The organism is Streptomyces kaniharaensis (assembly GCF_009569385.1).
In the GTDB taxonomy this organism is placed as follows: Bacteria; Actinomycetota; Actinomycetes; order Streptomycetales; family Streptomycetaceae; genus Kitasatospora; species Kitasatospora kaniharaensis.
Genome location: NZ_WBOF01000001.1, coordinates 4,716,799 through 4,734,546, shown reverse-complemented (window position 1 = coordinate 4,734,546; position 17,748 = coordinate 4,716,799). Strand labels below are relative to the sequence as shown.

Genomic DNA, 17,748 nt, shown 5'->3' with positions numbered 1-17,748 from the left:
GCGGGCCCCATGCGGTGGCTCGCGGTCGAAGAGGAGGCAGTGCTGTGGACTTGTGGTTCTGAGCATAGAGGACCGGCCTGACAGCCCGTGAGGACTTGCTCCAACTGTGGGCTCGTCGGCCTGGATCGTGCTCTCAACCTGTCAGGTCGGGTGACACGCAAGGTCGTTGCAAGGGAATGTGGGAAATCTTCAACGCTCTGTGCAGCCGCAAGTTCCGCGACTTGGTGGCCCCGTCCAGGGCCGCAGCTCAACTGGGCGCCGTGACGGCGACGGCCGGTCTGCCCCACAGTGTGTGAGGCAGACCGGCCGTCAACTTCTCTTCGTTGGAGCTGAGTCAGTCAGTCTGAGGTTGTGCCCACCAGTTCTCTGATCGTGCGGATCTCCTTGTTGCCAGCGAGGTAGCCGATACCGCGGTGGAGGTGGACGGTCAAGGTCTGGTTGATCGACTCGTCGGTGAGGGGATCGCCATCCGTCGCGCAGCGCTGCTTGAGCAGCGCGAGGTAGATGTCGCCGTAGGAGCCCGCGAAGGTCTTCCAGCTCATCTCCACGTTGGAGTCCGTCGTGATGTCCTTCACCAGCGGGGTGGAGGGGTCCCTCAACGACATGGCCAGCGCCCAGCGGCAGAGCACGTTCCAGTGCTTGATGCCCGTAGTGCGCTTGAGACGCACGAGCTGGTCGCGGGCCGGCTGGGAGAGGCGGACGGTATCAAGCGACATGCGTTGCTCCGGAGGTCCACCAGTAGCCGGGCTCAACCGAGGTGGTAAATGTGGTGTCGTCGTGCACAAGCGTGTACGTGTGTGCGATGGAGGGCTTGAGTCGCTTCAGGAGGTGCTCGTCGATCTCCTCATCGGTCGACAGCAGCAACACCTGATGGCTGGCGTGTGGGAAATATCGGTCGACGAGATGCTCCCGGTGGCGGCTATCGAGGCGGCCGAGCGGGGTGTCAATGACGCTGGGCAGCCAGTTTCCGGCGACACGCGCCAGCCCCCAGAGCAGGGACACTGCCAAAAGCTGCCGCTCGCCGGCGCTCAGGCGCCCTGGATCCAGCGGCTCACCTTCGGAATCGACAAGCGTCAGCCGGAATCGGTCCGTATCGATGTTCAGATCGCGGACGAGGCCCCGCTTGCGCATCAAACGGGAGAAGCTCTCCAGCACGGCTACCTCAAGCCGGTTGATGTGACGCTTGAGCAGCGCATCGCCGAACCTGTCCATCACCTCACGCTGGCGGTCGCAGTAGGCGACGATCCGCTCGATCTCCTCGGCCCGGACCAGGCTCTTGACCCTGGCATCGTGGGCACGCTCCAGCTGCGTTTTCAACGCATCGCGGCGGCTCTTGGCGGCGCTGTGAGCCTCTACGGCGCCCGCGAGCAACGCCTCGGCCCGGTGCAGGGCCTGGCGTGCGCTCTCGCGGTCCTCCAGGCGGGAGGCAATCAGCTTCTCATCGGGAACACCGGCCAGTTGCCTGTCCAGTGCTTCTACGGTTGCCGCCTGGTCTGCGGCGAGCGCGAGCAGTTCGTCTGCGCGCTTCTGCTCGTGAGTCAGAACTTGGTCAAGCCCAGCGAGCTGCGTCTGCCCGTCGGGGGTCAGGTTGAGGACGCGCTCAGCCTTGCTGCTGTGCTCTCGCTGCTGGCGATCCGAGTCCAGGTGCTCGCGAAACGCTCCCAGGTCATCCTTGGGCAGTAGCGTTTCGAGGCGGGCCAGCAGCTCCTGGTCGCGGGCAACCAAGACGCTGAGAATCTGTGCGGCCTCGTTGCCCTCCTGTTCTACGGCAGCTTGCTTGTGGACGGCAACGAGCTGATCAGTCAAAAGGCGCAGTGGCAGCACGCCTGCAGCAATGCTCAGGAGTGCTTCCTGAGTGGCGGTCAGGTGTTTGGCCGCATCCTTACGACGGGCCTCCAGCTCCTTGCGGCGCTCGAACAGTTCCCCGCCGTCACGGGCAAAGGCATCGTCCGCGCGCACCATGTTCTTCTTGGCTGTGCCCAGGGCGGAGCGCAGTGAAGCCGCTTGCACCTGCGCGCGCTCCACTTCGGCCTGGACGGCCTCGTGACGCTCCTCCAACTCGCGAATCTGGTCGATGGCCTCCTGCTCCTCGTCAGCGAGCTTCTGCCTGCGCTGAAGAGCGAGGAGGTCCGTCCGAAGCTGCTGGACGGTGTTGACTCCGAGCAGCGAGTGCACGGCTGACTGGATGACCGCCGAGGCCCGCTCGGGGTCGGCCAGAGATTCGATCTTCTCCCCGTCGAAGAAGAACAGCGAGCCGATCTCCAGGGGCAGTAGGTCCTCGACGTGGTTGGCCCAGCCTTCGCTGATGACACGGTCCCAGACGCCGTCAACCTTGACGTTGACGTATTCATGCAGGGTCTTGCCGTTCGCCACCCAGTTTCGAGTCAGCTTGTAAATGCGTTCCTTGCCCTCGACAGTGATCGAGAACTCGAGTGTGAGCGCCGCACCGCGCGACGGGTCAGCCTTGCGGTTGATGCAGTCTCGAAGGTAAGCCTCGTAGGGGCGATTGCCCCGTCCGCTGCAGCGTGCGCGAGGTCCGTAGAGCACGAGTTGCAGCGCGTCCAGGAGCGTCGTCTTGCCGCAGCCGTTCAACCCACCGATGAGCACAATCGGCTTACCGGGGCGGGTGGTGAGGTCGAGGGACTGCTTGCCTCGGTAGGCGCCGAAGTCCTCCAGGGTGATGTTACGCAGGAGCATCGGCGTTCTCTTCGTCCTTGCTGTCCTCGATGAGCGGCAGGTACTCGGCGATCTCTTCGCGCAGCTGCTTCTTCTTCAGCGCCCAGGCATGGGCGTCTTCCTTGTCCTGGAAGAAGCCTCGCTTGACGCTCTTTTCCAATTCCTCGAACAGTCCAGAGCGGCGGGTCATCGTACGGAAGCGGCGCTCCACGGCCAGGAGTTCGCGGGCGGTGCTGAACAGCAGCTCGTCCCCTTCACACGCTTCCCGCAGCAGGTCGATCTCGTCCGCACCAAGCGTCAGGTGCTCGTCCAAGGGCCGTCCAGGGAAGTCCTCTCCGGTCTTCTCCTTGTAGATGCGCGGGAGCGAATCCTCGACTTCGTGCTTCTCGAACACCCAGAGCTGGCGGATCTCGTGCAGCTCCGCCATGGTGATCAGCTCAAGGCTCCGCACTTCCTCCGGGCCGTTGGCTCGTACCCAGGTCTGGGCTTCGAGCAGGTCTCGGAGCCAGGTCTCGCGGGACTGCTGCGTGTAGGGGCCGTGGACGATGCGGTCACCGAAGAGCTGGATGTTGCCCTTCATCTTTCGGAAGTCCCGCAGGTGGCTGTCATCACTGACGTCCAGCTTGTTGCGCAGGTCGAGGAGTGGTCGCATCCACTCCTTCTCCTCATCGTTCTGGATCATGGCGGCCATCGACTTGTCCTGCTCCACCAGGGTGCAGGTCCAGCAGCCGAAACGGCTGTCACCGCACGACGGCGTGGAGCTGTCGACGACCAGCGGGCATTCCGAGTCTGCGGAGGCGCCCTGATACATGGTGAGCAGGTCCTTGTTGGAGTAGCCCCAAGGGTTGGCCTGCTGCATCAGGAACGTCCATACCTCGTCGTTTGACCAGTCCTCAATCGGGCTGTAGACGAGCGAGTTGGGCAGGTTCCCGTTGGGCGAGAGCCGGTCCCGCACACGGCGCTTCTCGTGCTTGGCCATCGCTCGGGCGCGAGCCTGGCTCTCCTGCTTGCGAATGCCCAGCACCATGATCGCCTCGCCATGCTGGCGGACAATGCGTCGAATGAATGAGTTTGACGGCTTGATCTTCATCCGCTCGGTGCACCAGCGGAACTTCGGACGCGGCGCCGGATAGCCGCGGCCGATCAGGTTGACCCAGAAGGTGTCCTTCGTGGCCGGCGTGAGGCGGTTCGGCTCGATCGGCAGCGCTTGCTCTTCGGCGGCCAGGCGCATCGTCTCGAGCGACTGACTGACCCACGAGGCCACAATGGGATTCTCGACCAGCGTGTCGGTGCTGATGACGTAGACCGTCTTCTTGCGCTGCTCGACGGGCAGTTCCTTGAGCGCAAGCCAGACGAGCTGGAGGATTGCCGTGGAGTCCTTGCCTCCGCTGTAGCCGATCACCCACGGCACCTCGTCCGCGGTGTAGAGCTCGCGGACCTCTTCGGTCAGCTCCGCAACGACCGCGTCGAGACTGCTGCCCTCGAACGGCGCGGCTCGTCGTGTCGGGGTACTCATGCATCTCCTCGCTTGTACGCGTCCTCGGCTCGCTGCTCCTCCGGCGACAGTCGGAGGCCAAGCGCGCGGCGCAGGTAGTTCACGGTCAGGGTTACTTGGGTGTGGCTCTTCGAGACGCGGCCGCCGATGATCGCTCGGCCCTCCCAGTCAGGGTTGGAGCGCGCCCAGTCGACGGACGAGAGCTTCACCAGGCGCGGCTTCCATTTGGAAGGGACAACCGAGTCGCGTAGCAGCGCGTTCCCAACTCGGCCGATCGCGTGGAGCGCGATTCCATGACTGTGGATGTAGTCCCGGCGGACGTCTGGGGCAGTCAGTGTCCGCTTGCGGACCATGTCCCACTCGGGGATGAGCCCGTCGACGTGCTCCCAGAAGGCTTGGACCACAACGTCGGCTTGCTCCTTCTCCATCTGCATGCCCTGGAGGAGTGCCTGGTTCGCCGAGTGCACGGCACTCAGCGTGAATAGCTTCCGGGAGCGTGCAGAGAGCGTGCTGCTCTCCATCTCAACCTGCTGCTTGAAGACAGGCGACTTCATGGCAAGCAAGCGAGTCAGGCTGGCAAGGTCGTCGCGCTGATCGTAGAGGACGCCGATCGATCGAGAAGGACGCACAGCATGGCGGTTCAGGTCGGCGAACATCTGCTGAGAGCGAGCCAGACCCGCGTCGTGAAAGAAGACCACCGCGATGGTCTCGTCACCTAGGTCCGGGTTCTCCCTGAGGGCCAGCTCGATGGCGGCCCGACGGTGCTGCCCGTCGTTGATCAGAAACCGCGCCGCCATGGGGACGCGGATCTGACCGGCCCGCATTCCGGTGCCCGCTTCAGCGATGCTCTCGAAGCGGATGTCTCCATCGATCGAAGCTGTGAGGGCACTGAAGACGTAGTCGTCCGGATTGTCCAGAATGTACCGACTCAGAGCGGGCAGCCTGCCCTTGTTCAGTACCCGCTGCGCCCGAACCTCAGGCGCGATCTCATCCTCATCGAACAAAAAGATCTTGGGGATCAGGCGCAGAGGACACATGGAGACGAAGAACTCTCGCCCCGCCTGGACTCCGCGGATCGCCGGGAACACGTACTCGAAGCCGACAGATGTCGTCTCGCCTGCCACCAACGCGCCTCTCGCCTCAGCCGTCACTGTATCGTGTCTGTACGTTATCTAGGAAACGTACTGTACGGGAAGCGCCGAGGAGACCGCCACGATGCCGGTAACGTATCTGGATGCCGCCGCTACTACTCGTGTTGACCCCCGTGTCGCCGAAGTCGTCCTCCACTGGATGACGGAGGACTTCGGCAACGCCGGAAGCCGCACGCACGAGTACGGAACGCGAGCAAAGAAGGCGGTACAGCAAGCGCGCGAGCAGCTCGCTGCCCAACTTGGCGCGTCCTCAGATGAGTTGATCTTCACAAGCGGCGCGACTGAGAGCAACAACATCGCCCTGCTCGGTCTAGCGCCGTATGGCGAGAAGTCCGGGCGGCGCCACATCATCACGTCGGCGATCGAGCACAAGGCTGTCCTTGAGCCTCTGGAGCACCTGCAGACGCGCGGCTTCGAGGTGGACTTCCTCAAGCCGGACAGCAGCGGACGGATCAGCGTGCAGGCGATCCAGGAGCGGTTGCGCCCGGATACCCTGCTGGTCTCGCTGATGCACGTCAACAATGAGACGGGAGTGATCCAGCCGGTTGCCGAGCTCGCCCGGCTCCTCCGCGAGTCGCCGACGTTCCTCCACGTCGACGCTGCCCAGGGCTTTGCCAAGCTGCCCGACGACCTCACCGCGCCGATCGACATGGTCAGCATCAGCGGGCACAAGATCGGCGCGCCGAAGGGCATCGGCGGGCTGCTGACCCGGCGGCGCGGTTGGAACCGCATCCCGCTCGAACCGATCATGTTCGGTGGCGGGCAGGAGCGGAAGCTTCGTCCGGGGACGCTGCCGGTGCCGCTGGTAGTCGGTCTCGCGAAAGCGGAGGAGATCTTCCGCAGGGAGCACGAGCAGTGGCTCGCCGGCGCGGAGAAGGTCCGCTCACAGCTGCTCGATGCCCTTGGCTCCACGCGGTACCACCTCAATGGCAACCCGGAACACCGGGTGCCTCATATCCTCAATGTCTCGTTTGAGGGGGTGGACGCAGAAGCCCTGATCGTCCGGCTCAAAGAGATTGCTGCGGTTGCGACCGGATCTGCATGCACAAGCGCGTCCTACACGCCGAGCCACGTCCTCACGGCGATGGGTCTGACGGAGGAGATCGCCGCGAATGGGTTGCGGCTGTCATGGTTCCCCGCGGAGACGGACAACCTCGAAGCTCAGGAAATCGCTGCGGCGGTTTCCGCATTCCAAGGTTGATCAGCTCGATCCGTCGGCTGGTACGCCGGCTTCAGTCTGTGCCTCACGCCGGCGTACCAGCCGGTGCCCACGAAGGGCCCGGCCGCAGCGCACCAACTCGGCTTCCCAACCATTCTCGGTGCCGATTAGGTGTGGCTTCTCATACAGCCCCGCGCGGACCTCAGCCTCGGTAAGCCTGCGGTACTTGGAGACGTCCGGGTCGTCGGCTGCCAGGAACTCGTGCTTGCGGTGCAGGAGCGGCCGGTTAGCCGAGTCGACATAGGAGACGTAGGAGGTGTCGAGGCCTTTCATCTCCACGGAGTACGACGACACCAGCTTCGGATGTGGGTCGGTGTCGAAGTCCGGGTAGTCGAGCCAGCTGACGGCCCGGCCCTCATGCCGGAGCTTCAGGACACTCCACTCGGCTGGCCGCCCAGCCGCGATCGAAGCGCAGTGTTCGTACAGCCGCAGCACGGTGGGGATCCGGCTCACCGCTCGCCGGTGAACGTAGAGGGCGCTCGGCGTCAACTTGCCGGCTGCCGAGGCGCGCATGGCTCCGCGGATGTAGGTGTCATCACGGAGTTTCAGCAGAAGTCGGTCGGCCCGCTGGCATGCCTCCTTGTACGACACGAAGCAGGTCCTGATGTCTAGCTGGACGGACAGCGGAAGACTTCCGAACGGGCCCCGGCCGTTGAACAGCTCGACCGCGAGAAAGAGGAGGGTGTTGAGGGTAGACCGACCGACTCCTGCGACGACCTTCTCAGGGTCGGCGGAGCGCTTGACCAAGCGATGCAGGTCCGCCTCACGCAAGTGGGAGAGCAGTTCTGCAAGTTGGGTCGGCATCTCCTCCAGCCGCGGGAACCGCCCGCGCTTCTCGAGGTAGTCGACGATCGCTGCGCCTGCAGAAGCCTTGTCGTCGGAGACCAGCCACTCAGCATCGGGGACGATTCTCCGTGCCAGGAAGGCGATACGGGCCTGGTCATCCTTGAACGCATACACCACCCCTGGGGCCGCCGACACACACCGGACGCCAGCGGTGTCTTGAACGAAGTCACGCAGTTCACTCGCGCCAAACAGATGCTGGAAGGTCTGCCGGCTGGTGAGGATGCCGTCAGCGAACTCATCGCCACGGACCTTGCTCTTCTCCCACGTCAGCCGGGCTGAGACCACCAGGACCGTCCTCGCCAACTCCCACGCTCGGAGCAACGTCTCACGCCGTTCTCGCGGATCCTCGATCACATTGAGGACGTACGTGAGGAGAACCGCGTCTGAGGGTTCCTGCCTGCCGTCGGGATAGAAGTACGGATCCCAGCCAGAGGCATCGAACTGCATCTCCTGCAGGCCCCGGACATCACCACCACGCCCGCAGCCATAGTCCAACACGCTCATGCCCGGGACGATCTGCCGATCCACGAGCGCCTGACGAGCGGGCGCAGACAATGTCGTGCGACCGATGGCTGTCAACCGACGTTCGGTACCCCACTCTGTACGCATGCCACCCCACCAGTGACTCAGGCGATGCCGAGAGCATACGGGCGGACCGGCAACAGTGTGGTCAAGATGCACGACGATCACCCGAAGAGGCAGTGGTCAGGACGCCTCACCCAGCGGGCCCGGTCGAGGCGGTGAGGCCGTCTGGTGGAGCGCTCAAGCTCAACTGCGGGCAGGCACTGACACATGATGGTCCCTCCGGCAACGAGGCCAACGTCAGGAGTGGGCGTTCTTCCCGATCTTCCGGCCCACTCCTCGTAGACTGGCCTTCGCACTTGCCATCACCGGCGGATGGGGTTTGAAGTGGCTGATCTTGACGGCCTGCTCCTGGCCAGGGTCGATTCGACCGATCCTGCGCAGATGCTGCGAGAGGACCTTGAGGACGCGCTCAAGGAGTATGGAGAGCTCGACCTGCTGGTCGAGCTGCTTCAGTGGACGTTAAGTCCCTTTTCTCTCGGCTCGTGATCGCTCGTTCGTGTGAACGTTGGCCGTACTGGCGTGCCAGTCGTGGTTCGGGTGATGTTCTGCGGCGCATGGACAGACGGGCGTATCCGAGCGACTTATCGGACGAGCAATGGGCGTTGATCGAGCCGATGATCACGGCCTGGAAGCAGGACCGGGTGGCGCGATCGGCGACCGGGGATCCGGGGTCCTGTGATCTGCGGGAGATCGTGAACGCGGTCTTCTACCAGAACCGGACGGGCTGTCAGTGGCGCTACCTGCCCCATGACCTGCCGTCCTGGTCGGCGGTGTTCTACTACTTCGGCCTGTGGCGCCAGGATGGGCTCGACCAGCGGATCCAGGAACTCCTGCGTTGCCAAATCCGGGAGAGGGCCCGCCGATTAGAGGACCCGTCCCTCGTGATCATCGACACCCAGTCCGTCCGCGCGGCCGCCGGTGTTCCGAAGAGCACCACGGGACTGGACGCGAACAAGAAGGTGTCGGGCCGCAAGCGGGGACTGGCCGTCGACGTCATGGGGCTGATCATCGGTGTCGTCGTCCTGGCCGCCTCCGCCCACGACAACGCCGCCGGCACCGCCCTGCTCGACCAGGCCGCCGAACGGTGCGGGATGCGTCTGGAGAAGGCCCTGGTGGACCAGGGCTTCAAGGACGAGGTCGTCATCCACGGTGCACTGCTGGACATCGACGTCGAAGTCGTCCGCCGCAACCCGGCCGACCAGGGCAAGGGCTTCGTCCCGCAGCCGAAACGGTGGGTGGTGGAGCAGACGAACGGCACCTTGATGCTGCATCGACGCCTCGCCCGCGAGTACGACCACCGGCCCGACACCTCCGCCTCACGCGTCTACTGGGCCTCCACCGCGAACATGACCCGCCGCCTCACCACACCAGCCCCGGCCTGGCGCGACACCCTTGGACTGGCCGCGTGAACGTCGCCCGAACTCCTGGCAGACCTCCAGACCCGGCAGGACGAGGCCGCCGCCCGGGCCGCAGAACTACGGGTCCGGATTGAAGAGCTCGCCGCCGACCTGACCGAGACCGAAGCGCGGCTCACGGACCTGGCCACCACCCGAAAGATCATCGCGGAGGTCACGCCGGCAGGAGCCGAATCCGAACCACCCGAGACGAACACCACCTACCAGGCAATCGTGAATGCCTTCAACCAGCACCCCGACCAGGCATTCCGGGCACGCGAGCTGCACAAACTCCTCGGCATACCCACCGACGAGGCGTCCGTCAACATCACCCGCAGCCGCCTCGGACGCCTCACCCGCCAAGGCTTCCTCACCCAACCCGGACGAGGCCGCTACCAGAAACGGACTTAACGTCCACTCAGAACGCTCTCGACGCTATTGATGACCGCCGCTTCCGTCTCGTTTGTGATGCGGCTCGCAAGGACCCCGAAAGCTCAACAACAATCGAGGCCTGGAACCGGGCGGTTCTTGAAGCCCTTGAGAGCGAGCACGACGAGTACGCAGGGTGCGAGACGATGGTAGATAGGGCCTCCTTCTACAGGATCGCAAGCAACGATGCACTGCGAAGGCAGCAATGGTTTGAAATCCTTGGCCGTCACTTTGCAGCCGATGCCACTACTCTTTTGACGGCGGCAAGCAGTTCTCGAAACCTGTTGCGTGTGACAGTCCGGGTAGGACCACCTCACTGGATCGAGATCGAGGATAGCGGATCGGGAATCGAGGACATCCCCTCTGTCTTCCGGCATAAGACCTCCGGGAAACGCCACACTGGTCGTCGACCTCGCCGACTTGGGGTCAGAGGCAGCCACGGCTGGGGACTAAGTGCGGTCTTGGCATTGTCGGATCGTGTTGAAATCCTGTCCAGGCCCTCAGGTGGCGAGCCGTCAGCCTACGCCTTTTCAGACTATGCCTCGTTCGTTCGTGGATCAGCGCAGCTTCCGCGCAATGAGGAGATTCCCGTAGATTCTCCACTCGAGAGCAGCCCCTTCTCTCAAGATATCCTTAGCGGCTCTTCTGGAACTCATGTCCGCGTCCGCATTGCAGAGCACGATGACACAAATGTACTCGGTTACGCGCTTAGCAATTTCAGCCACGACAAGTTCGAGAATATTCTGCGACTATATACGCCGATAGGGCAGGTCAATGACTATCTCATGCATCCCGCCTATCATACTATTCGATCCCGCGATCTCATCGTAGAGCTAAGCACAGCATGTGGCGATATCAAGAATCGCAGTAGCATTCCTTTTGACTTCTTCAGCTTCGAGGGAAGAAGTCGCCCCAGCCACATGGATTTCTATCGGTATATCGATGCCCAATCGCCGAGAAATAAATCCGTCCATACAATTTCTCGAACCAAGCGCGGCGATGCGATCTATCTCTCGGCGGCGGACATTCAGGCGGCCGACCTTGTGCACCAATTGGAGAGTGATCTCGCAGCTGCTGATGCACTGCCAGAGCACCTGGACGAGCTGGGCAAGAAAAGCGGTGAGATCCCCCGTGGATTTCAGCTGGCCCTGTCGGGAGGCATGCGCTCCGAGCACTTGGCTCGCGCTCCGCGGAGTACGGGGGCGGCCTTCCGGGGAATCATTCTTGCCGAAACAGCTCGACCAACACTCGGGCGCAAGCACGTTGTCGATCAACGCACGGCCATTGCAAAGGCCGCAGCTGATCACGAGACAGAGTACGACGCCATCAGGCGCTCAGTTCTTCCCAGCTCTGAGCCTCCGCCTGCGACGCCCGCCGCGATGAAGTGGAAGCGGGAATTCTTCGAGCGCACCACTGCGGAGCTGAAAAGTCAGCCGCCGAAGTCGGAAACCTTGCACATCTGGTGCGGCAGAGAATCCCTTGAAGCGCGTGTCATGATTGGCTTTGGGGAGCTGCTAGCTCTGGGATTCTTCGGAGATATGCGCATTCTGCGTAGTCACCTTCAGGACATCTACGACTTCGCATTCCTCTATGTCGAGCAGTTGGGCTCTGAGAGCTTCCCCTGCGTCGCACTTGCCGAGACGCTAAGCGCCGGCGGATATGTCGAGATCGGCAAGCATCAAGTGCTTCGCCGTTATGGCATTGGGGAGTTCAAGGAGAGGGGTGAGTCTATTCTCGATGACTTCAACCCCAAGAATCCTCGAAAGTCGCCCACGACTCCAGATTTGCTCGTGTGTTGGAGCTTCTCCAAAGAGGACGTGGAAGAGTACCCGTGGGTTGTGGAACCGGCAACCAATGACAACTCGGAGTTTCGTGGACAAACCCACCTTTGGGTTCCCAATCGTGGTGAAGTTGGTCGAGAGCGGGCCTTGCCGGTAATCGCAATCTCCGATCTGCTCGACCGCTTTGTGGAGGAGGGTAGCCTCTCTGCGCCCCCCGAATGGCCCAGCTCCCTGCCGGAGGTCTACTACTAATCAGGAAGTGGGGTCATAGTGCCGTCGTAGTGCCGGCATGCGGCACTTACCGGAAGAAGGGGTCCGGGGGTCCAGTCCAGCGAATCGACCTCGCACGGTAGCGGGTCTTCGATAGCGGACTGCTGAGTCTGCAGCTGGTCGAGTCAGCACAGGGGACTCCAGCCCTGGCCCCGGCGAGACGCTGGCCACTCGTGCGGGACCTGGCGCCCGAGGCGGGTGGCAAGGCACCAGTGGCGGGCGGGCAGATGATGGTCGAGGTACCGAAGGGTATTTGGCCGCAGTTCGACGAGTTGGACGAGATACTCACCGCCTCAGGAGGGGTCGAGGCGCCGTCCTCAAGCATTACGTCGCTTACCGACGGCTCGTGAACGTGGCCACTGTCCTCTTCCGCCCGGGAACGGGGAGGTCCTGCCCTATCTCGAGATCGACCCTAGCACCGTCGAGCTGGGGGAAGACTTCACCCGCGACGTGCGCGGCATCGGCCATCTCGGGACCGGAGACCTTGAGATCCGGATCGCGACGGCAGCTGATGTGGCGAAAGCCGAGCCGCTGATCCGGCGGGCGGTTGGCGTGTCCTGACGGACGACGAAGGGCGGCTGGTGCATCGGTGTCTCGATGCGCCAGCCGCCCTTTCGCGTCTGTGGTCCCCCATCCCCGGACGGACTGTTCTCATGCTCATGCCTCCGGTCCGGCCAGGACGAAGTCGTCCTGTGTCAGCTCTGCACGCAGGCGCTGTTCGGCGACGTTGGCGTAGTGGCTGGAGAGTTCGACTCCGACGAACTTCCTGCCCTCCTTGAGCGCGGCGACGCCGGTCGAGCCGGAGCCAGTGAACGGGTCGAGGACGGTTCCGCCTTCGGGGCAGATCTGGACGAGCTGCTGCATGATCTCCACCGGCTTCTGGGTGATGTGGACTCGGTCCTTGCGCGGCTGCGAGGCGATGAAGTGGCCCGGGAGGTAGATCTCCCGGTTCCTGTTGAGGCTGCCCTTGACGCCCCAGGTGATGAACTCGGCGGACTGCTTGAAGCCGCCCTTGCGCGGGCGGCTGGCGGGCTTGATCCACGGGATCGTGCCGCACCAGGTCCACCCGGCCATCTGCAGGGCGTCTGAGGTGGTGGGCTCCTGCCTCCAGTCGGAGAAGACCATCGCGACGGAGTGCTCCTTCGACGCCCGGTAGCCCTCGGTCAGCAGCGCGGTCAGCCACGCGCGGTACGAGCGCTGGTCACGGTTCTCACCGGGGAAGGTCTGCAGGTCGTGCGCGGAGCCGCTGGTCACGTACTTGGCGCGTGCGTCGCGGGCGGTGCGCTCGGAGCTGGTACGTCCGCCGGAGTTGTACGGCGGGTCAGTGATCACCGCATCGACGCTGTCGTCGGCCAGGGTCTTCAGCACGGTGAGTGCGTCTCCTCGGTGCAGGGTGTAGCTCATGCGCGGGGCCTCTTTCAGGGCGTGACGGGACTGGGCCCACTCCGAGCGACGCCGATGCGGCAGCCGCTCGGAGTGGGGATGCGCCGGAGGTTAGCCGCGATATCCGGCCGCACCTAACCTCGCGCTTTCACGAAGTGGGCTGTCCGGCAGGTGATCAGCAAAGCAGAAAGTGCCTCTGACCTGCGAGAATAAGGATTGTCTAGGCCCTTGTTCCCGCACCAGCCGGAGGCACTTCCCAGGTGAGTAAGCGTATCGGGTCGTATCCGCGTGTGCGGGTGTCGGGTGGCGGTGGCGGGATTGTCTCGCAGGCCGGCGGGGTGCTGCTGGTGGAAACGACCCGAAGAACAGGGCTGGCTGATGCGCTGTCTGCGGCGCTCGCGCCGTGGCGCAAGCCCAGGGCGGTTCATGACCCCGGCAAGATCCTGTTGGATCTCGCGCTGACAGTGGCATTGGGCGGGGACTGCCTGGCGGACGTCGCGATGCTGCGGGCCGAGCCCGCCGTGTTCGGGCCGGTGGCATCGGATCCGACTGTTTCCCGCCTGGTCGACACCCTGGCGGCGGCTGGACCCAAGGCACTGACGGCAATCCGCCGTGCTCGGGCCGAAGTCCGCGAGCGGGTCTGGCGGTTGGCCCGCGAGGCGGCCCCGGACGCGGGCGGCGAGGTGATCGTGGACATCGACGGCGTGCTGGTCATGGCGCATTCCGAGAAGGAGCACGCCGCCAAGACCTGGAAGAAGACGTTCGGCCATCACCCGCTGTTCGCGTTCGTCGACCACGGCCGAGACGGGTCCGGGGAACCTGTCGCCGGCCTGCTCAGGCGCGGGAACGCGGGCAGCAACACCGCCGCCGACCACATCGAGGCCGCCCGAATGGCCCTGGGCCAGCTGCCGAAGAAGTACCGGCGTGGACGCCACACCCTGATCCGCGCCGACTCCGGCGGCGGCACCCACAAGTTCCTCAACTGGATCACTGCACGCGGAAGGTGGCTTTCCTACTCGGTGGGGATGACCATCACCGACGCCATCCACCAGACCGTCCTGCTCGTGCCGGCCTCGGCCTGGACGCCCGCGATCGGGCCGGACGGCGAGATCCGGGACGGCGCCTGGGTGGCCGAACTCGCCGGGGACGTCCTCACTGGCTGGCCGAAGGGCATGCGGCTGATCGTCCGCAAGGAACGGCCGCACCCCGGAGCCCAGTTGCGCTTCACCGACGCCGACGGAATGCGGCTGACCTGCTTCGCCACCAACACCGCCCACGTCCCGATCGCCCACCTGGAGCTGCGGCACCGCCAGCGCGCCCGCGCCGAGGACCGCATCCGCGCCGCCCGCGACACCGGCCTGCGCAACCTCCCCCTCCAAGCGGCCGCGCAGAACCAGGTCTGGCTCGAGATCATCCAGCTCGCGCTCGACCTGCTCGCCTGGATGCCCATGCTCGCCCTCACTGGGCCCGCCCGCCGGTGGGAACCCAAACGCCTGCGGCTACGGCTGTTCTCCGCCGCCGCCCAACTCGTCACCACCAGCCGCCGCCGCGTGCTCCGCCTCGCTCGACACTGGCCCTGGACCGATGTGATCACCAGCGCCTTCGAACGGCTACAAGCCCTGCCGAACCCGGGCTGACCAGCGTCGATGCCCTATCCCAGCCAGCAACTGACCCTCCCCGGAGACGTGGAACCCGGCGCCCACCCGACGCGACAGCCGGGCCACAGGCATCCTCGCCACCGCCAGAAAGCCGAAACGGCCCGCCGGATGAACCGACGGACCGTCACGAAAGATCGAGGCTAATGAGGCGTCCGCCCGTTTCTGGGGCCTGTTCCGGGGTCGTTTGGTGCGGCCGGAATCCGCGTCTAATGTCTGGCCTGTCACCGAGGCGGAACCCAGCTTCACTCCCGCTGACCTGTGCTGATTCATGTTGCGCCGTCCAATTGCGGTGCACTGTCGGCGCATTCGAACCCCGATTCCGCGATCCGAGGAGAACCCCCGTGCACCGCCTGAGATTACGAGCGCGGCTGGCTGCCGCGCATGACCCGAGACCGGCGTCCGGGAGCTACCAACTCCCCTGAACCGGGCCCGCCTCCAAGGGGGCGGATTCACAACGGCGCGGTGCCGGTGGCTTTGCACGAGAAGCCGGCACCGCGTCTCCTACGACCAGCGAGGAGCCGCTGCGATGCAGCATGCCCTGATACACCCGCCGCCGTGCCCGACCCTTCGTCCGGTCAAGGCCGTTCACGCCGTTGACTGTTGGCGGCGGCGATGAAGAAGACCGCCGGAGCCGTTGTCGGCCTGGCCGCTGCCGGCCCGCTGATGCTGGCCATTCCGGTCCTCGTCGCGGCAGCCGGATCCGCCGCCGCAGCCACGTCCTGCCCTAACGGTGCACAGGCTGTGGATACCCCGGCGGTAGCCGCTCAGGTGAAGGCGATTCTGGACGGGGGCGGCAAGAGCACCGTTGCCGTGCCGGGGCTGGACAATCCGGCCGAGCAGGTGCCCAACGCCAAGACAATCCAGGCCACCGGCGTCGCGATGCACATCCCGGTCCGGGGGCAGATCGTGGCACTGGCGACCGCTCTGCAGGAGAGCGGCCTGCGCAACCTCACCTACGGGGACCGCGACAGCCTGGGCCTGTTCCAGCAGCGGCCTTCCCAGGGCTGGGGCACCGCGGAGCAGATCCTCGACCCGGTCCACGCGAGCACCGAGTTCTACTCGGCGCTCCAGCAGGTCTCGGGCTGGGAGTTGATGACCGTCACCCAGGCCGCCCAGGCGGTGCAGCGTTCGGGCTTTCCGGACGCCTACGCCAAGTGGGAACCCTTGGCCACCGCGTTGCAGAGGGCGATCGAGCCGCTGCTCACCAAGAACGGTTCCACGCCGAGTCCCAGCCCTAGCGGCGGAGGCAGTCCTCCGCCGATCCCGAACGGTGGCGGCTGTACGAGCGGTGGGGACGGATCGGGCTTCGGGACCATCCCGCCTGGCACCCTGCCGGCCGGGTACACGATCCCGGCCGACGCCCCACCCCAAGTGCAGACCGCGATCCGGTGGGCACTGGGCCAGCTCGGCACGCCGTACCAGTGGGGCGGTAACTGCAACGATCCGCACGGGCCGGACCCGATGGGCCGGTGCGACTGCTCTGCGCTGATGCAGGCGTCCTACCGCGCCGCTGGGGTCACCCTCGGGCGGACGACCTACGACCAGATCACCGACGGCCAGCCCATCTCTGTCGATGCCCTCAAGCCGGGTGACCTGCTGTTCACCGAGGGAACAGCCCAAGCGCCCAATCACGTGGGCATGTTCATCGGCTCGGGCCTTGTCGTCCAGGCCCCGCACACCGGCGACGTGGTCAAGATCTCGACCCTCGCCGATTGGAAGCCGCAGATTCTCGCGGCCCGCCGAGTCATCTGACCGGCGCTTCTCCCCTCCCCCTTCCCGCTCTACCGCACCGCCTCCTTCCCCGATCCGGGCTGGCGCGTGCCATAAATCGAACTGGAGTTCTTAATGTTTCTCGCCGACAAGGCCATCCAGCTCGCCTATGACCCGGGCATCCAGCCGAACGAGGGCGGCTTGCCCGGCCTCGCGGTCCTCAAGCAGGTCATGGGCTCGATCAACCTGTTCGGCATCATTGCTGTCGTCGGCGCGCTCGCGGTGAGCGCTGGCGTGTGGGCCTGGGGCCACCACTCCGGTGGCCACCAGGCCGAGGCCAACGGCAAGAAGGGCGTCCTGGTCAGTGCCGGCGCGGCCCTGCTGCTCGGCGCCGCAAACGGTGTGGTCGCGTTCTTCTCCACGCTCGGCGGCCAGGTCCACTGATGCGCAAGCGTTCCTTCGCCGCTGACCGTAGCGGCAACCCCGGCGGCGCATCTCGCGTGCGCCGCCGGGCGCTGCTCGGCACCGCCGCCCTGGCCGTGCTCGTCGCCCTCTCCGGGCTGCTCGCGTATCTCACCCGCGACGGCAGGACGACTACCAAGGGCCCTTCTGTCCCCGCGAGTTCCGCTTCCTCCCCCTCCACACTGCCTTCCGCCACCGCGGCTTCGGCCTCACCCGGTGATCGTGTTGCCCTGCCCGTCCCGCCTGCCACCCACGATCCGATCGCCTTCGGCAAGGCGGCGGCATCCGCGCTGTGGTCGTACGACACCCGCTCGTACGCCCAGCCCGAGCTGCTGGCCGCGCTGCACACGTGGATGACGTCGGACGCCAAGTACGCCGACAGCGCCTCGGTCGATGCCCTGATGCCGTCACCCGTGCTCTGGGGCCGGATGGCCGACAACGGCCAGTACGCGACCGCGAGCGTGAACGAGGCACACTTCCCCGCCTCCTTCACCCAGGCCCTGCAGGCCGACCCGGGAGCGATCACGCAGGCGTACGTCTACGCCGTCACCGTCTCCGGCCAGCAGTCGATCGCCTGGAACGGCACGCCCGCCGGCGGTGCCGAGGCCCGCTCGACCACGCTCGCCGTGCAGTGCCGCCCGTCCCAGAACTGCGCTCTCGCCGGCGTCTTCCCGACGGTCTCCCCCTGA

At 65.1% G+C, this 17,748-nt stretch carries 15 protein-coding genes; 9 read left to right on the top strand and 6 right to left on the bottom strand.

Features of this window, described 5'->3' with window-relative positions; all coding sequences use genetic code 11:
- Positions 1 to 338: 338 nt before the first annotated feature.
- From dndE to dndB, 4 genes are read right to left on the bottom strand one after another with little or no spacing between them, the layout of a single operon-like run.
- Complete coding sequence (gene dndE, locus F7Q99_RS21395; RefSeq protein ID WP_153463775.1) at positions 339 to 716, bottom strand: DNA sulfur modification protein DndE; 378 nt, start codon at positions 714 to 716, stop codon at positions 339 to 341.
- Entirely contained in the window at positions 706 to 2,697 is a 1,992-nt protein-coding gene (gene dndD / locus F7Q99_RS21390) for a DNA sulfur modification protein DndD (protein ID WP_153463772.1), read from the bottom strand. The genes dndE and dndD overlap by 11 nt, the downstream gene beginning before the upstream one ends.
- Positions 2,684 to 4,192, bottom strand: a complete 1,509-nt coding sequence (dndC, locus tag F7Q99_RS21385) for a DNA phosphorothioation system sulfurtransferase DndC (RefSeq protein WP_153463769.1) — start codon at positions 4,190 to 4,192, stop codon at positions 2,684 to 2,686. The genes dndD and dndC overlap by 14 nt, the downstream gene beginning before the upstream one ends.
- The gene (gene dndB, locus F7Q99_RS21380) at positions 4,189 to 5,295 is read right to left on the bottom strand and encodes a DNA sulfur modification protein DndB (protein ID WP_326846945.1); all 1,107 of its coding nucleotides are present in this window, start codon (positions 5,293 to 5,295) and stop codon (positions 4,189 to 4,191) included. Before dndB ends, dndC begins: the two co-directional genes overlap by 4 nt.
- 91 nt (positions 5,296 to 5,386) lie before the next feature.
- On the opposite strand from dndB, the gene dndA reads away from it, so the two are divergent.
- Positions 5,387 to 6,523, top strand: coding sequence for a cysteine desulfurase DndA (dndA, locus tag F7Q99_RS21375; RefSeq protein ID WP_153463766.1), 1,137 nt, complete (start codon positions 5,387 to 5,389; stop codon positions 6,521 to 6,523).
- Here dndA and F7Q99_RS21370 read toward each other — a convergent pair whose 3' ends face one another.
- Entirely contained in the window at positions 6,524 to 7,996 is a 1,473-nt protein-coding gene (locus tag F7Q99_RS21370; protein ID WP_153463763.1) for a DNA phosphorothioation-associated putative methyltransferase, read from the bottom strand. It lies immediately after the preceding gene.
- A gap of 300 nt (positions 7,997 to 8,296) precedes the next feature.
- Here F7Q99_RS21370 and F7Q99_RS21365 point away from each other — a divergent pair, with 300 nt between their 5' ends.
- The 4 genes from F7Q99_RS21365 (at position 8,297) to F7Q99_RS21350 (ending at position 11,828) form a co-directional block, all read left to right on the top strand.
- Positions 8,297 to 8,458, top strand: coding sequence for a hypothetical protein (locus tag F7Q99_RS21365; RefSeq protein ID WP_153463760.1), 162 nt, complete (start codon positions 8,297 to 8,299; stop codon positions 8,456 to 8,458).
- Between the two features lie 68 nt (positions 8,459 to 8,526).
- Complete coding sequence (locus F7Q99_RS21360) at positions 8,527 to 9,381, top strand: IS5 family transposase (RefSeq protein WP_153463757.1); 855 nt, start codon at positions 8,527 to 8,529, stop codon at positions 9,379 to 9,381.
- Between the two features lie 219 nt (positions 9,382 to 9,600).
- On the top strand, positions 9,601 to 9,777 hold the full coding sequence (locus F7Q99_RS41265) for a hypothetical protein (RefSeq protein WP_230210274.1): 177 nt from the start codon (positions 9,601 to 9,603) through the stop codon (positions 9,775 to 9,777).
- Positions 9,778 to 10,256: 479 nt separating this feature from the next.
- Complete coding sequence (locus tag F7Q99_RS21350; protein WP_153463751.1) at positions 10,257 to 11,828, top strand: hypothetical protein; 1,572 nt, start codon at positions 10,257 to 10,259, stop codon at positions 11,826 to 11,828.
- Positions 11,829 to 12,503: 675 nt separating this feature from the next.
- Here the strand turns inward: F7Q99_RS21350 and F7Q99_RS21345 are convergent.
- Positions 12,504 to 13,250 carry a DNA-methyltransferase gene (locus tag F7Q99_RS21345; protein ID WP_153463748.1) on the bottom strand — a complete coding sequence of 249 codons (747 nt, stop codon included), beginning with the start codon at positions 13,248 to 13,250 and terminating at the stop codon, positions 12,504 to 12,506.
- A 239-nt stretch (positions 13,251 to 13,489) separates the two neighbouring features.
- Here F7Q99_RS21345 and F7Q99_RS21340 point away from each other — a divergent pair, with 239 nt between their 5' ends.
- The 4 genes from F7Q99_RS21340 (at position 13,490) to F7Q99_RS21325 (ending at position 17,748) form a co-directional block, all read left to right on the top strand.
- On the top strand, positions 13,490 to 14,866 hold the full coding sequence (locus tag F7Q99_RS21340) for an IS1380 family transposase (RefSeq protein WP_326846080.1): 1,377 nt from the start codon (positions 13,490 to 13,492) through the stop codon (positions 14,864 to 14,866).
- A 633-nt stretch (positions 14,867 to 15,499) separates the two neighbouring features.
- Entirely contained in the window at positions 15,500 to 16,639 is a 1,140-nt protein-coding gene (locus F7Q99_RS21335; protein WP_153463745.1) for a C40 family peptidase, read from the top strand.
- A gap of 93 nt (positions 16,640 to 16,732) precedes the next feature.
- Positions 16,733 to 17,041, top strand: a complete 309-nt coding sequence (locus F7Q99_RS21330) for a DUF6112 family protein (protein WP_153463742.1) — start codon at positions 16,733 to 16,735, stop codon at positions 17,039 to 17,041.
- Positions 17,041 to 17,748 carry a hypothetical protein gene (locus F7Q99_RS21325; protein ID WP_153463739.1) on the top strand — a complete coding sequence of 236 codons (708 nt, stop codon included), beginning with the start codon at positions 17,041 to 17,043 and terminating at the stop codon, positions 17,746 to 17,748. Before F7Q99_RS21330 ends, F7Q99_RS21325 begins: the two co-directional genes overlap by 1 nt.

Coding starts and splice junctions, on each gene's coding strand:
- dndE (WP_153463775.1), bottom strand. CDS start 716: ATGTCGCTTGATACCGTCCGCCTCTCCCAGCCGGCCCGCGACCAGCTC.
- dndD (WP_153463772.1), bottom strand. CDS start 2,697: ATGCTCCTGCGTAACATCACCCTGGAGGACTTCGGCGCCTACCGAGGC.
- dndC (WP_153463769.1), bottom strand. CDS start 4,192: ATGAGTACCCCGACACGACGAGCCGCGCCGTTCGAGGGCAGCAGTCTC.
- dndA (WP_153463766.1), top strand. CDS start 5,387: ATGCCGGTAACGTATCTGGATGCCGCCGCTACTACTCGTGTTGACCCC.
- F7Q99_RS21370 (WP_153463763.1), bottom strand. CDS start 7,996: ATGCGTACAGAGTGGGGTACCGAACGTCGGTTGACAGCCATCGGTCGC.
- F7Q99_RS21360 (WP_153463757.1), top strand. CDS start 8,527: ATGGACAGACGGGCGTATCCGAGCGACTTATCGGACGAGCAATGGGCG.
- F7Q99_RS21345 (WP_153463748.1), bottom strand. CDS start 13,250: ATGAGCTACACCCTGCACCGAGGAGACGCACTCACCGTGCTGAAGACC.
- F7Q99_RS21335 (WP_153463745.1), top strand. CDS start 15,500: ATGAAGAAGACCGCCGGAGCCGTTGTCGGCCTGGCCGCTGCCGGCCCG.
- F7Q99_RS21330 (WP_153463742.1), top strand. CDS start 16,733: ATGTTTCTCGCCGACAAGGCCATCCAGCTCGCCTATGACCCGGGCATC.
- F7Q99_RS21325 (WP_153463739.1), top strand. CDS start 17,041: ATGCGCAAGCGTTCCTTCGCCGCTGACCGTAGCGGCAACCCCGGCGGC.